This window comes from Streptomyces sp. NPDC006691, assembly GCF_042869955.1.
Classification (GTDB): domain Bacteria; phylum Actinomycetota; class Actinomycetes; order Streptomycetales; family Streptomycetaceae; genus Streptomyces.
In genome coordinates this window covers 111,028-124,547 of the sequence record NZ_JBIAGW010000005.1, presented here as the reverse complement: position 1 = coordinate 124,547, position 13,520 = coordinate 111,028, and the positions used below count along the sequence as shown (strand labels likewise).

Here is a 13,520-nt window from a genome sequence, read left to right as displayed (position 1 = left end):
CCGAAACGTACAACCCCCTGCCGCAAGGCCGTCCACGGCCGCCTGGGTGTCAGGAGGCCTGTGCGTCAGGACCCGATGCGGGCCACCAGCACACAGGCGTCGTCCTCGCGCTCGTGCTCGCCGAACTCCTCGACGATCATCCGTACGCAGTCCTGGGCCGTACGGCCACCGTCGAAGAGCGGGGCGAGTCCGAGCAGCCCGCGCTGTCCGTCGTCGTCGGAGGCGCTCCGCCGGGTCAGCCCGTCGGTGGCGAGGACGAGCAGGTCGCCCGGGAGCAGGGTGGCCTCGGCCTGGCCGTAGGCGGCCCCCCGCGTGGCACCGAGGAGCACCCCGTCCGGTGCTCCGAGGGCGCGCCCCGTCCCGTCGCGGAAGAGCAGCGGGGCGGGGTGGCCGGCCCCGGACCAGACGAGCCTGCGCTCGCCGGGCTCGTAACGGCAGCAGACCGCGCTGCCGAGGGCGGGCTGCACGGTCTGTTCCAGGAGCTGGTTGAGGTGGCCCATCAGGGGGCCGGGACCGATGCCCGCGACGGCCATGCCGCGCAGGGCACCGAGCAGCATCGCCATCGCGCCGGTCGCCGTCACGCCGTGCCCGGTGAGGTCGCCGACGGTCAATAACGAGGCGCCGTCCGGGAGTTCGAGCGCGTCGTACCAGTTGCCGCCGATCAGGGCGCTGGCGGAGGACGGCAGATAGTGCGCGGCGATGTCGAGCGCGCCGGGGCCGCCCCGCGGGAGGCGCAGGGAGCCGCGCCACGGTGGCAGCACGGCCTCCTGCAACTCGACCGCGAGCCGGTGTTCGGTCCGGGCGATGTGGCGTCGGCGCTGGAGGTGGTCGCGGCTCTCCCGCACGGCACGCTGACTGCGTCGCAGTTCGCTCACATCGCGCAGGACGGCCCACATCGAGGCGGTGCAGCCGTCGGCGTCGAGCACCGGCTCGCCCATCATGTGGAGCGTACGGACCTGGCCGTCGGGCCGTTCGATCCGGAACTCCCCGTCGATCGGCCTGCCGTCGACCAGTGCGCCGGTCACCATCGCGGTGAGCAGGGCCTGGTCGTCCTCGACGACCACGGCGGGCAGTTCGTCGAGCGACATGCCGCCGTTCCCCGGGGCACGGCCGAAGATCTGGAACAGCTCCTCGGACCAACTCACCGCGTCCGTCAGCAGGTTCCACTCGGCGCTGCCGACCCGGCTGAGCAGGGTGGCGGCCTCCGGGCCCGGCCCGAAGACGCTCTCGACGGCGAGCGCCGCCGCGTCCGACTCCTCGGCGGTCGGCCCGTCGCGCAACTGGTCCAAGTGCGAGCCCAGATCATCGAGTTGATGGACCGCCAGATCGCACAGGGCGCGCTGCCAGCGGAGCTGGGCGTCGTCCTCGTCCACGAGCGCGTCGCGGCGCACCGCGTCCACGCCGCCGCGCAGTCGGCGGGTCTGCGTGATCAGTGCGTCGACCGTGCCCCGCTCGGGCGGTTGGGGAGCGGGACGGTCCGCGAACAGATGGGACGGCATGACGTTCTCCGATGCGGCCGCGGTAGAGCCTGGTCTGGTGAAGTGGACCGGTTACGAGGGTTGCACAGGGAGCGATGCCCCGTAAGGGATTTGGCAACACTCGATACGGTGGTGCTTCTGACATATGCCAAAGGCGAGCGGTTTCGCGCCGTACGAGCGGGGCCGGCCGCCGGGCATATGCGGATCGGCATCATCCGCGCACGGGCAGCGCGAAAGCGGCCGCACACAGCGCGACGCCCGTCACGCCGGCCGCCGGCGAGCAGCACCACACCACCAGAGAGGTGAGGGCGGCCCCCGCCACGACGGCCACGAGCCGCCCGGCGACCCAGCGGTCGGCGTGCTTCGCCTCGCGCTTCGCCAGGCGCCCGGCGAGGTTCGTGAACGTCCCCGTGAAGTAGGTGGTGGGGGTGCCCCAGGCCCGCGCCTGTACGCCCATCGCGAGGGCCGCCGCGAACAGCAGCACCAGCTGCGGGCCGAGCGACCGCCCGGAGCCGAGGCCCCAGCCGGCCGCGGCGAGGCCCAGCAGCGCGGTCTGGACGGCGAGCAGCGGCCGGGCTGCGAGGCGCGCGGTGGCGAGCGCCGCCCCGGCCGCCCCGAGCGCGTACCCGGCCAGGGCGACGACGGCGCGGGGCACCGCGTCACGGTCCCCCGCGCCCACCGACGCGCCCACCAGAACGAGATTGCCGGTCATCACCCCGGCGAACACTTTCCCCAGACAGAGGAAGGCGAAGGCGTCGGTGGCCCCGGACGCCGCCGAGAGCACCAGGAGGAACCGCTCGTCGGGCCGGTCGGCGTTCGGTGTCGTGATCGCGGAACTCATCCGCGCATTCTCGCCCTCTCAGTCCGTGTGGACCTGCCGCGACGGCACGGACGCGGACGGAAGATCCGCATCCGGCGGAAGCGGCGCGGGCGCTCCCGCACCGGACCCGACCCCGTGGCACGTCCACGACAAGGGTCCACTACGGTCCCTGTGAACACACCGGTCCGCCGCGCGGGCCTCACGGGAGGAAGAGCATGAAGATCGACTGGGACCGGCGCACCTGTGCGCGCCGCGGCCATGTGACGTACGCGCCGCAGGAGGCCGGGCTGCGCGACCGGTTGCGTGCCGAAACCGGTCTGGGCGAGGCCTGGCGCTGTCTGCGCTGCGGCGACTTCGCCCTCGGCGAGCCGCACGGCTCAGGACCCGCCGAGGACGCGCCGCTCGTGCCGCGCGGCAAGGTGCTGCGCGATCTGTTCATCCTGCGCTTCCTGGCCGTCGAGCGAGCCGTGCGCGGCCTGTTCATCGTGCTCGTCGCGATCGCGGTGTGGAAGTTCAGCAACAGCCAGGACGCGGTGCGCCGGTTCTTCGACGAGTACCTGGACGTGTTCCGGCCGGTCTTCCGCCACTTCCACTACGACCTGGACCACTCGCCGGTCGTCGGCACCATCCAGAAGACCTTCGACTACAAGCACTCCACGCTGCTGATCGTCGCGGTGGCGCTGCTCGTCTACGCGCTGATCGAGATCGTCGAGGGCGTCGGCCTGTGGCGCGCCAAGCGCTGGGCCGAGTACCTCACCGTCGTCGCCACGGCGATGTTCCTGCCGCTGGAGATCTACGAACTCACCGAGAAGATCAGCTGGGTGAAGATCGTCACGCTGACGATCAACATCCTCGCGGTCCTCTACATCCTGCTCGCCAAGCGCCTGTTCGGCCTGCGGGGCGGGCACGCGGCCTTCGAGGCCGAGCGGCACAGCGCCTCGCTCATCGAGGTGGAGAGCTCGGCCGGCGTCGCGGCGCACCGATGAGGTGTAACTCGCGGACCGGGGGTACGGGTTGCCCGACGGGTACAGATACAGACAGTGTGCGGCGGCCCGCCGCACCGAGCGTCCTTGGGGGATGACAAGCATGAACGAAACGCACTCCACGCCCACCCGCAGGACCGGGCGGCTGCGCCGGGTGGCCGTGCTGCTCACCCTGGTGCTCGGCACCGCACTCGTGGCGGGCCCGGTGACGGCCGAGGCCGCGCCGCGCACCGCCGTGGTGGCCGCCTCGGCCGCCTCGGCCCCGCAGGCCGCGCCCGCGAGCGAGCCGGCTCAGGCCGAGGCGCGGGCCGGGCAGCACACCGTCGCCGGCAAGTCCGTGGTCACCGCGTCGAAGAAGGCCAAGAAGACCAAGAAGAAGGGCGGCTTCTTCAAGAAGCTCGGGATCTTCCTGCTGATCATCGTGATCCTCTTCATCGCGCTGATCGTGTTCGTGATCTGGTTCATCGTGAGCCGGCTGCGCAGGCGTCGCGACCGGCACTGACCGCTCAGTCGCCGGGCCGCCGCGGGCGCATCCGCTGCCCGACCGTCCCGCCGTCGGTCTCCCACCAGGGCCGGACCATCTCCGCGGCCTCCGGCCGCCCCTCGACGGGGGCGGCCGGAGCCAGTTCCGCGTCCAGACGGCGGTCCAGCACCACGCGCTGGGCGCGGTCGGCGCGCGACCACTGCACCAGGATCGCGAGCAGGAACGGCAGTGACACCAGCTCGGCGATGGAGACCATCGCGCCGCCGCCGAGCTGCTGGTCGCGCTGGACGTCGGGCGCCCACGCGGGCGCGTGGTGCAGGTACCAGGCGCCCGCGATCAGGGTGCCGTGGGTCATCACGACGATGCCGGGCACCGCGTCGACGAGCCCGTCCAGGAAGACGAGCGCGGCCCGTACGGGGTGGTTGCACCAGGCGGGCAGCGCGTCCTCGCGGGTGAGCACCGGGAGCACGAACAGGCTCCCGGCGAGCAGCAGTTGGAGATACATGAGCTCATGCAGCGCACGGTGGCGCAGGGCGCTCTCGAAGTACGGCGTGAAGTAGATGCAGAGCTCGGAGGCGAGCACCAGGACGGTGCTCACCAGCGGGAAGGTGAGGAAGCGCACCAGGCGTCCGCTCATCGCGCGCCGCAGGCGCCCCGCGCCGCGCTCGGGCAGCGCGAGCATGCCGAGCCGCAGCGGATCGCCGAGTGCCAGGCCGAGCGGCGCGATCAGGTCGAGCAGGACGTTCTGCACGGCGGCCGGCCAGAACAGCTCGGTGTCGTACACCGCGAGCGCCGACATCGTGGCGGCGGCCAGGCTGCCGAGGCCAAGCAGCGCGAAGGCCGCGACGCGCGGCAGCGGCCAGCGCTCACCCCGGCGGCGCAGCCGGAGCACGCCCCAGGCGTAGAGGCCGCCGAGGACGACGATCAGCAGCAGTGCCGCCACGTCCGGCCGCCACACCGAAAGCAGCCGCCCCGTCGTCAGTTCGGGCAGGCTCCCCGCCGCCACGCTCAGCGTCATACCGGACATCCGGGCCCATCTCCTCACCGGCCCGTGACGTACGACGGGCCGTCCACACGCTAGCCCCGCCGCCCGGGCGAGCCCGCACCGGGCCCCGGGCACGCTCGGCCGAAGGTGTGGATTCGGCCGAAGAACGCGTAGACGTCATAGGTGCCTGAGGCATGTAGTGGAGATCGGCAAGACGGATCCCTTCGCTTGCGAGGTCTTCATGACAGGCACCGACACCAGCGCCACCACGGACCACTCCGCCACCCGAACCGGCAGCGTCGACTTCCCGCAGGACCGCACCTGCCCCTACCACCCGCCCACCGCCTACCAGCCGCTGCGCGACGAGCGTCCGCTGGCCCGCGTCCGCCTCTACGACGGGCGGACCGTGTGGATGGTCACCGGGCTCGCCGAGGCGCGCGCCCTGCTGGCCGACTCCCGGCTGTCCACCGACCGGGAGAACGAGGCATTTCCGCTGCCGACGGCCCGGTTCGCCGGGGTCACCCGGCGACGCGTCGCGCTGCTCGGCGTCGACGACCCCGAGCACGCCACCCAGCGCCGGATGCTGATCCCCAGCTTCACCCTCAAGCGGACCGCCTCGCTGCGGCCGCAGATCCAGGAGACCGTGGACCGTCTCCTGGACCGGATGGTCGCGCGGGGGCCGTCGGTCGACCTGGTCGGCGCGTTCGCGCTGCCGGTGCCCTCCATGGTGATCTGCGCCCTGCTCGGCGTCCCGTACGAGGACCACGAGTTCTTCGAGGGCCAGTCCCGCAAGCTGCTGCGCGGGCCGGAGCCCGCCGACATCGAGGCGGCCCGCGACGCCCTGGAGGACTACTTCGTCAAGCTCATCGACCGCAAACAGAAGGAACCCGGCGACGGCCTGCTCGACGAGCTCATCGAGCAGCGCCTCAACGAAGGCGCGCTGGACCGTCAGGAGCTGGTGGACTTCGCGACGATCCTCCTCGTCGCGGGCCACGAGACCACCGCCAACATGATCTCGCTCGGCACCTTCACCCTCCTCCAGCACCCGCAACAGCTGGCCGAGTTGCGCTCCGACGCGGCGCTGATGCCGGCCGCCGTCGAGGAGCTGCTGCGCTTCCTGTCGATCGCCGACGGGATGCTCCGGGTGGCCCTGGAGGACATCGAGATCGGCGGCCGGACCATCCGGGCGGACGAGGGCGTCGTCTTCTCGACATCGGTCATCAACCGGGACAGCGCCAGCTACGAGGAGCCCGACCGGATCGACTGGCACCGCTCCACCCGGCACCACGTCGCCTTCGGCTTCGGCATCCACCAGTGCCTCGGCCAGAACCTGGCGCGGGCCGAGATGGAGATCGCGCTGCGCTCCCTCTTCGACCGGCTGCCCGGGCTGCGCCTCGCGGTGCCCGCCGAGGAGATCCCGTTCAAGCCGGGCGACACCATCCAGGGCATGCTCGAACTCCCCGTCGCCTGGTAGCGGACGGGAAACCGAAGAAAGGAGCCGCGCATGCGGATCGGCATCGACAAGGACGTCTGTATCGGCGCGGGCCAGTGCGCACTGACCGCCCCCGGCGTCTTCACCCAGGACGACGACGGGTTCAGCGCGTTGCTGCCCGGCCGTGAGGACGGCGCGGGCGACCCTCTGGTCCGCGAGGCCGCCCGGGCCTGTCCGGTGGGGGCCATCACCCTCGACGGCTAGCGAAACGTCCGGTTCCGGTCAGTCCCCGGAGCCGGTGATCAGACGCTGTACGGCCGGCGCGTAGAGGTCCGCCAGCTGCTCGGGCGTGGCGCGTTCCCCGGCGCCGGGCCGGTGCAGGCTGAGGGTCGCGCCCAGGCCGAGCAGCAGACCGGCGATCAACTCGGCCCTCAACTCGCTCTCCCCGCCGCGCAGTTGACGAGCCAGCCGGGACGTGACCTGCTCGCGGAACCGCTCCCGCAGCAGGGTCCGTTCGTCCATGTTGCCCAGCGAGAACACCGCGCGAAGCAGCGGATCCCCCTGGTCCTCGCGCCGCATCCGGACCATGGTCAGGACGAGGTGCCGCCCGAGCGTCTCCAGCGGCGCGGAGAACAGCGCGTCGGCGGCCGGCCCGAAGTCCGCGACCGTGTGGAACAGCCGCTCCTTGCTGCCGAACCGCTTGACGATGAGCGAGGCGCTGACTCCCGCGTCGGCGGCGATCGAACGCATCGTGACCTCCGCGTACGGGCGCAGCGTGAACGCCCGCCGCGCCGCCCGCAGGATCGCGTCCCTGCCCGTCCCCGCCTCCACCCCGGTGGGGTGCTGCCCCGTCATGCGCTCTCCTCGGCCGTCGTACGTCCCGTCGCGCCCTCGGCGCGGTCCGCTCCGACGGTAGCGGTGGTGGGCGCGGTGCGGCCCGGCAGGAACAGCGTGGCGACCAGGGCCGCGAGCGCGGCACCGGCGGCGATCAGGAACACCAGGAGGTAGGCGTGCAGGGTGGGCGCGGTGTGGCCGCCGGCCTGGAAGGTGACATTGGCCAGGATCGCGGCGACCACCGCGCTGCAGCAGGCCTGACCGACCGAGCGCATCAGGGTGTTGAGCCCGTTGGCGGCTCCCGTCTCGCTCACCGGGACCGCCCGCATCACCAGGGCGGGCAGCGCCGAGTACGCGATCGCGGTGCCGCAGGCCACCACCGTGGCCCCCGCGATGATCATGGGCAGGCTGTGGCTGGTGAAGAACCGCACCCCGTAGCCCACCGCCATGACCGCTGCGGCGAGCGCGAGGGCGGCCTTCGGTCCGTACTTCGCCGAGATCTTCGCCGACACCGGGGAGAGGGCCACCATCGCGAGGCCGCCCGGCAGCAGGCAGAGCCCGCTGACCACGATGGACGCGCCGAGCCCGTACCCGGTGGCCTTGGGCTCCTGGACCATCTGCGCGGTGACGAGGGAGTTGGCGTAGAAGGCGAAGCCGATCAGGAGGGCGGCCACGTTGGTGAGCAGGACGGCGGGCCGTGCCGAGACGCGCAGATCCACCAGGGGGGAACGGGTGCGCAGTTCGTAGGCGCCCCACAGCGGCCAGATCACCACGGCCGCGCCGAGCAGGGCGAGCGTGCGCGGCGAGGCCCAGCCCCAGTCGGCGCCCTGGGTGATGGCGAGCAGCACCGCGACCAGGGCCGCCGAGAGGCCGAGCGCGCCCACCGCGTCGAACCGGCCGCGCGAGCGCAGGGGCGACTCCGGGACGACCCACAGCACCAGGACGATGTCCAGCACACCGAGCGCGGCCGAGGCCCAGAACATGGTGTGCCAGTCGAAGTGCTCGACGACCAGCGCGGCGACCGGCAGTCCCACGGCCGCGCCGATGCCGAGCGTCGAACTCATCAGGGCCACCGACGACAGCACCTTCGCTGGCGGCAGCTCGTCGCGCATGATGCTGATGCCGAGCGGAATCACCGCGAGCGCCGCCCCCTGGAGGGCGCGGCCCGCGATCAGGATCCCGATGTGGGAGCTGACCGCGCACATCACGGAACCCGCCGTGAGCACCCCGAGCGAGACGAGCAGCAGCCGCCGTTTGCCGTACATGTCACCGGCCCGGCCGAGCACCGGCGTGAACACCGCCCCGGTCAGCAGCGTGACCGTGACCAGCCAGCTCGCCGCGGCCGGGGTGCTGCCGGTGAGGGCGGGCACGTGCGGGAGCAGCGGCACCACCAGTGTCTGCATCACGGCCACGACGACCCCGCAGAACGCCAGGACCCCGACGAAGAAACGGGGGCGCGGCGGATCGGCGGGCACGGGTATCGCTGGGGGCATGACTCTCCGTACGGCTGGAGCGCGGACAGGGGTGCACAGATGTTCACCCTCAGGGTAAACGCTTGTGCACCCCTTCTTCCCCGCCCCGGACCGGAATCCTGTTCCGGGGGTCCGAGGGCCAGCGGCCCGCCGGTCCCGGAGGCCCGCCGGGCCGCCGGACTGCCGGGCCGCCGGGCGCGGAGGTCCGGAGGCCCGCCGGTCGGGGAGGCTCAGCCGTGCGCGGCGGGTTCGGGCAGCGGCACGCCCGGGCAGCTGGTGTCCCTCGCGGGGAGCGTGCCGTCGAGGAGGTAGTCCTCGACACGCGCGTCCACGCACGCGTTGCCGTTCTGGAACTGCCCGTGGTCGCCGTCGGGCACGGTGATCAGGCGCGACCCCGCGAGCGCGCGGTGCGCCCGCAGCGCCCCCTCGTAGTAGGCCGCCGGGTCGTGCGTCGAGTTGAGCATGAGGACGGGCGGCAGCCCCTCGCCGGTCACCTTGATCTGCGGAGTCCTCGTCCGCGGCCAGTTCGAGCAGATCGCCGCGAACGTCAACTCCCGTGCTCCGGCGAGGGGGTTGACGCTGGTGGCTTTGGCGCTCTCGGCCACCCAGTAGCGGCTGTCCCGCTTCCACGGGGTTTCGCCACAGGTGACCGCGGTGAAGTCGGCGAAGAAGTTGGCGCCCATGGCGTGCCGCAGCTGCGCGGCCGCGGTCTTGCGCGCGTCGGCGGACGCGGCCTCGGGGTCTTCGAGCAGGACCAGCTGCGCCGCGAGCGTCTGGAAGCCGCCGTCCGCCGTGTACATCGCGTTGGTGGCGGCGACATCGAGCTGATTGGGGGTGACCGTCGTGCCTTCCAGATCGAGCGGCTGGTCGTGCAGGGCGGCCCGCAGCCGCTCGTAGGAGGCCTTGGCCTCGGCGGGCGTGCGGCCCTGGTGGTAAGCGGCGTCGTTCTTCGCCAGCCACGGCAGGAAGTCCTGCTCGAACCGGCGCTGGAAGCTCATCGGCTGCCCGGTTAGGAACGACTCCCAGCCGCGGGTGAAGTCCACCGTGCTGTCCAGGACGACCCGCTCGACCCGGCGCGGGAACTCGGTCGCGTAGTACGCCCCGAGGACGGTGGCGTAGGACGGGCCGTAGTAGGACACCTCGTCCACGCCGAGCAGCGAGCGGTACAGGTCCATGTCGTGCACGGCCTGGTCACTGGTGATGTACGGCAGGAGCCCGCCCGACGCGCGCTCGCAGTCGGCCACGAAGTCGCGGGCCCGGTCGAAGGTGGCGTCGATCGCGCGCGGCGAGCGGTCCCGCAGATCGCCGCTGGTGAACAGGGCGTCGACCTTGTCCTGGCCCGAGCAGACCACGTTGGTGCTCGCGCCCACGCCGCGCTGGTCGAAGCTGACGACGTCGTACGCCGCCGCGAGCTTCGGGCTGAGCCCGGTGAGCGTGGCCGGACGCTTCAGGCCCGAGGCCCCCGGCCCGCCCGCCGCCATCATGAGCACACCGCGGCGCTTCGCCGGGTCGGCCGCCCGGTGCCGGGAGACCTCGATGGCGAGGCTCGGGCCGGCGCCCGGGTGGTACCAGTCCCGCGGCACGGCCATCGTCGCGCACTCCAGCTTGCCGTCCAGGCACGGCTGCCAGTCGAGCTTTTGCAGGCGGTAGCGGTCCGGGACGGGCGGGGCGCTGCCGGCGGCACTCGCCGCCGCCCCCGGCAGGGCCGCGGCGGCGAGCATCCCGCACGCCACGGCGGCGGCCCAGCGGCCCGTCTTCCTGATCAACTGCATGTGTTTCGCTCCCCGTTGGGATCGCTCCCCTTGCTGCGAATCGGTCACCAGGATCGTCCCGCGCCCCGGCCCGCGCCCTCGATCCCGCCACCACCCCGATCGGAGGTGGCACCAATGCCACCCCGGGGGTGGCACAGGGGGGACGATGCCGGCGATCAAGGCCCGCGGAATCGCTCAGGATTGGTCGGGCTGGTCGGCAAGTCCCCCCGGATGCAAGGAGAATGGCCCGATGAACTCACCTCGAAGGATCGTGAAAGTGGCCACCCCCGCGTTGGTGGCGATCGCGGCCGGGGCGGTGGCCGTGGCCACGCTGACCGCGCGCTCGCCGGACGGCGACGACATGACGGCGCGCCGTGCGTCCCCGGCCGAATCCACAACCCCCCTGATATCCGAGGCAGTTGACGGCGGAGACGATCCCGCGAGCTGGAGCCTGCCGATCGAGGCGTACATGTTCAGCAGGTCGCAGGTCCACACGATGAACAGCAGACGGGCCGCGCTGATGGCCGACTGCGCGCAGCGCGCCGGCTCGCCGGGGCCGGCCCCGGCCCTCGACGCCCCCGACCTCGACGGGCGGACCGAGACCGATCTGCGGTACGGGATCCACGATGCCGCCCTGGCCGCCCGGCGCGGCTACCACCCGGACGCCGCCGACCAGCAGGCGCACGACCGCGCGATCGCGGCGGGTGCGGTGGTCCCGGCCGGAGCGGACGGGGCCGTGCTGCGCGGCTGCTCCGATGCGGCCGGTGTCTCCGTGCCCGCCCCCGTCCAGGCGGAGGTGGTGGAGGCGATCGCGCGTGACTCCTACGCACGATCGGCCAAGACCCCCGAGGTCACGGCGGTCTTCGCGCGGTGGTCGGCCTGTATGAAGGCGAAGGGCTACTCCTACGCCAGGCCGATGGACGTCAACGACGACCCCCGCTTCCACGACCGGGACGGTGTCCGGGACGTGGAGATCGCCACGGCGACGGCGGACGTCGCCTGTCGTCGGCGGGTTCCCGTGGCGAAGGTGTGGTTCGAGGCCGAGTCGGTGTTGCAGACGGAGGCCATCAAGGCGAACCAGGGCGTCCTGGACACGGTCCGGGCCGGCATCGAGGAAGCCGTCGGCCGGGCGGCCGCACCCAAGGCTTCCTGAGGACGCGGCATCCCGGGGCCCCGGGCGCTCCGGCCCCGGGGCCTCCTAATCGGCGTCGGCGGCCGCGAGTGTGTTCCAGAACATCGACTCGTACGTCTGGAGCAGCCGGCCGAAGTGCGCCCCGCTGCCGACGCCCTCGCCGTGCGCGTCGTCGGAGCCGGCCGCGACGGCGGCCACCGCCCGCTGTTCGAGCTCGGGGGCCGGCCCGGCGAAGAAGTCGAAGAAGCCGCACGCCTCGTCGGTGAAGCCGTAACGGGTGCGCAGCGCCGCGCCGATGCGGGCGCAATAGCCGCCCCAGGCCGCGAAGTTGGCGGTGAGGGCGAGGGCCACGCTCGGCGGCTCGCCGTTCAGGGCCAGCCAGGACACATACGCCGGGTAGGCCTGGCAGCCCGCCCGGGGAAGGTACTGGCCGACCGCCTCGGGGGTGAGCCCGCAGGCGCGCTCGTACGCGGCGAGCCGGTCGAGGGCCAGGGTCTCGCCCTCGGCGAGCGTGCCGAAGAACTCCGCGCACGCGCTGCCGGGCCCCGAGCGCTCGGCCAGGAACGCGAAGGCGCGCCGGTCGGAGGCGATGATGTGGCGCTGTTCCAGGGCGAGCCCGGCGAGCGCGGACAGCGGCGCCGTGCCGGCCTCGACGAGCGGCAGGAGGCGATTGTCATGCGGCCCGGGAGCGAGTTCCGCGGCTGTCGCCGCGATGATCTCCTCGGCCGGACGCCTCTGACGAGTCATGGGGGACCTTCTTCGCAGGTCTGCCGATGCGGTCGCGGACAGCCTCTCACGCGGTACGGGCCGGGGATGCGCCATCCGGTCCCGGGCCGTGCCTCACGCGCCCACGGCGGCCGGCCGCTGCCTGCGCCGCCGGTCGCGGCCGCGGTCGCGTTGCGGCCACAGGAGTACGTACCCCGTGGAGACGAGCACGAAGGCCAGCCGGATGAGCCCGCGTGCCGCGTCGTCCGGCACCACGAACACGCTCCCGTACAGGGTCAGCAGCGCGAGCCAGCTCCACCAGGGAACCAGCCTCCGTTGCCCGATCACGTCCCACAGCAGGGTGCCGAGCAGGACGGAGGCGGTGTAGTACGTGTAGACGCTGGGGTCGAGCACGATCCGCGCGTTGGCGCCGAGCAGCACCACCGCCGCCCACCGCCCCCGCCACACCGCGATCGCGCCGAGCAGCAGGCCGAGCGCGGCCTGTGCGGGCCGGTCCCAGCCGGGCGTCTCGGCGTCGGCGACGCCGAGCCAGCGCAGGGCGGAGGCGGGCTGGTTGGGTATCGCGAAGCCGGCCGCCGACATCGAGTGCGGATTGCTGAGGAAGAACGGCGCCCAGGCGATGGCGAGCACCGCCGCGCACCACAGCCCGGCCCGCAGCCACTGGTGACGGGGCAGGGCGAAGAGCAGCGCCGCGAACGTCACCGCGGTCGGCTTCGAATCCATCGCGAGCGCCAGCCACACGCCGGTGCCCACCGGGCTGCCCCGGGTCACCGAACGGACCGCGAGCGCGGTGAAGAACAGCGCGAGCACGTCGTCGAGGTGGCCGAAGCGCACCGACACCTCGATCCACATCGGGATGAAGGCGAGCCCCGCGATCAGCACCCGCTGCCGCAGCCGCTGGTGGTTGGTGCCGGTCCCCAGGAAGTGCCAGGCGGCGCTGCGCCCGGCGATGACCACGATGACCAGGCCGAGCACCGACATCAGGAGCGCCGCGAGGAACTGCCCGGTCCGCTCGGGGAACGGGTTGAAGAGGCCCGCCGTCAGGAAGCTGACCGGGCCCATCTGGAGCTCGGGATGGTGGGCGTAGAGATTGAGCCCGCCGGTGCCGTCGCCGGAGGGGCCCTGGTAGATGAGCTCGCCCCCGGCCCGCAGATAGTGCCAGGAGAAGCCGCCGTTGGGCTCCACCACGGCGAACCAGAGCGCGGTCCATGCGGAGAGCAGGATCAGATGCATCCTCTGACTGATGGCCGGCACGTGTGTTCAGCTCCTGTTTCCCTGCCCGATGCGAATGGCGTTCCGTGGAGCACGCGGGGCCCCGGGGAAAGATGTCATGTGGCGCCGGTTCGTTCGCACAGCGGGTCCACATGTGCTGCTCGCCACACTCTGCGGCGGGTTAAACCGCGCTGCGGGGCGTCGCGGCTAC

General features: G+C 72.6%; 13 protein-coding genes. 5 read left to right on the top strand and 8 right to left on the bottom strand.

The window, feature by feature from the left end; genetic code table 11:
- Nucleotides 1-65 precede the first annotated feature (65 nt).
- Nucleotides 66-1,499 (bottom strand): PP2C family protein-serine/threonine phosphatase, encoded by a 1,434-nt coding sequence (locus ACFYNP_RS13875; protein WP_388785438.1) that lies wholly within the window; start codon nt 1,497-1,499, stop codon nt 66-68.
- Between the two features lie 190 nt (nt 1,500-1,689).
- Nucleotides 1,690-2,319, bottom strand: a complete 630-nt coding sequence (locus tag ACFYNP_RS13870) for a YoaK family protein (RefSeq protein ID WP_388785437.1) — start codon at nt 2,317-2,319, stop codon at nt 1,690-1,692.
- A gap of 194 nt (nt 2,320-2,513) precedes the next feature.
- Here ACFYNP_RS13870 and ACFYNP_RS13865 point away from each other — a divergent pair, with 194 nt between their 5' ends.
- Together ACFYNP_RS13865 and ACFYNP_RS13860 are read left to right on the top strand one after the other, a co-directional pair.
- Entirely contained in the window at nt 2,514-3,284 is a 771-nt protein-coding gene (locus tag ACFYNP_RS13865) for a DUF2127 domain-containing protein (protein WP_345259068.1), read from the top strand.
- Nucleotides 3,285-3,384: 100 nt separating this feature from the next.
- Complete coding sequence (locus ACFYNP_RS13860) at nt 3,385-3,783, top strand: hypothetical protein (protein WP_388412811.1); 399 nt, start codon at nt 3,385-3,387, stop codon at nt 3,781-3,783.
- A 4-nt stretch (nt 3,784-3,787) separates the two neighbouring features.
- Here ACFYNP_RS13860 and ACFYNP_RS13855 read toward each other — a convergent pair whose 3' ends face one another.
- Nucleotides 3,788-4,792: a cytochrome c oxidase assembly protein gene (locus ACFYNP_RS13855; protein ID WP_388785435.1), complete on the bottom strand. Its 1,005-nt coding sequence runs from the start codon at nt 4,790-4,792 to the stop codon at nt 3,788-3,790.
- Nucleotides 4,793-4,991: 199 nt separating this feature from the next.
- Between ACFYNP_RS13855 and ACFYNP_RS13850 the strand changes: the two genes are divergently transcribed.
- Entirely contained in the window at nt 4,992-6,224 is a 1,233-nt protein-coding gene (locus ACFYNP_RS13850) for a cytochrome P450 (RefSeq protein WP_388785433.1), read from the top strand.
- 30 nt (nt 6,225-6,254) lie between these two features.
- Complete coding sequence (locus ACFYNP_RS13845; RefSeq protein ID WP_388412805.1) at nt 6,255-6,446, top strand: ferredoxin; 192 nt, start codon at nt 6,255-6,257, stop codon at nt 6,444-6,446.
- An 18-nt stretch (nt 6,447-6,464) separates the two neighbouring features.
- Here ACFYNP_RS13845 and ACFYNP_RS13840 read toward each other — a convergent pair whose 3' ends face one another.
- From ACFYNP_RS13840 to ACFYNP_RS13830, 3 genes are all read right to left on the bottom strand, one after another.
- Nucleotides 6,465-7,037 (bottom strand): TetR family transcriptional regulator, encoded by a 573-nt coding sequence (locus ACFYNP_RS13840; protein ID WP_388412803.1) that lies wholly within the window; start codon nt 7,035-7,037, stop codon nt 6,465-6,467.
- Nucleotides 7,034-8,509 (bottom strand): MFS transporter, encoded by a 1,476-nt coding sequence (locus tag ACFYNP_RS13835; RefSeq protein ID WP_388785431.1) that lies wholly within the window; start codon nt 8,507-8,509, stop codon nt 7,034-7,036. Before ACFYNP_RS13835 ends, ACFYNP_RS13840 begins: the two co-directional genes overlap by 4 nt.
- A gap of 209 nt (nt 8,510-8,718) precedes the next feature.
- Nucleotides 8,719-10,260: an alpha/beta hydrolase gene (locus ACFYNP_RS13830; RefSeq protein WP_388785430.1), complete on the bottom strand. Its 1,542-nt coding sequence runs from the start codon at nt 10,258-10,260 to the stop codon at nt 8,719-8,721.
- Nucleotides 10,261-10,489: 229 nt separating this feature from the next.
- Between ACFYNP_RS13830 and ACFYNP_RS13825 the strand changes: the two genes are divergently transcribed.
- Nucleotides 10,490-11,392 (top strand): hypothetical protein, encoded by a 903-nt coding sequence (locus ACFYNP_RS13825; protein WP_388785428.1) that lies wholly within the window; start codon nt 10,490-10,492, stop codon nt 11,390-11,392.
- A 45-nt stretch (nt 11,393-11,437) separates the two neighbouring features.
- Here the strand turns inward: ACFYNP_RS13825 and ACFYNP_RS13820 are convergent, their stop codons facing one another.
- Complete coding sequence (locus tag ACFYNP_RS13820) at nt 11,438-12,118, bottom strand: transcriptional regulator (RefSeq protein ID WP_388785426.1); 681 nt, start codon at nt 12,116-12,118, stop codon at nt 11,438-11,440.
- A 93-nt stretch (nt 12,119-12,211) separates the two neighbouring features.
- Nucleotides 12,212-13,351 carry a hypothetical protein gene (locus ACFYNP_RS13815; protein ID WP_388785425.1) on the bottom strand — a complete coding sequence of 380 codons (1,140 nt, stop codon included), beginning with the start codon at nt 13,349-13,351 and terminating at the stop codon, nt 12,212-12,214.
- Nucleotides 13,352-13,520 lie beyond the last annotated feature (169 nt).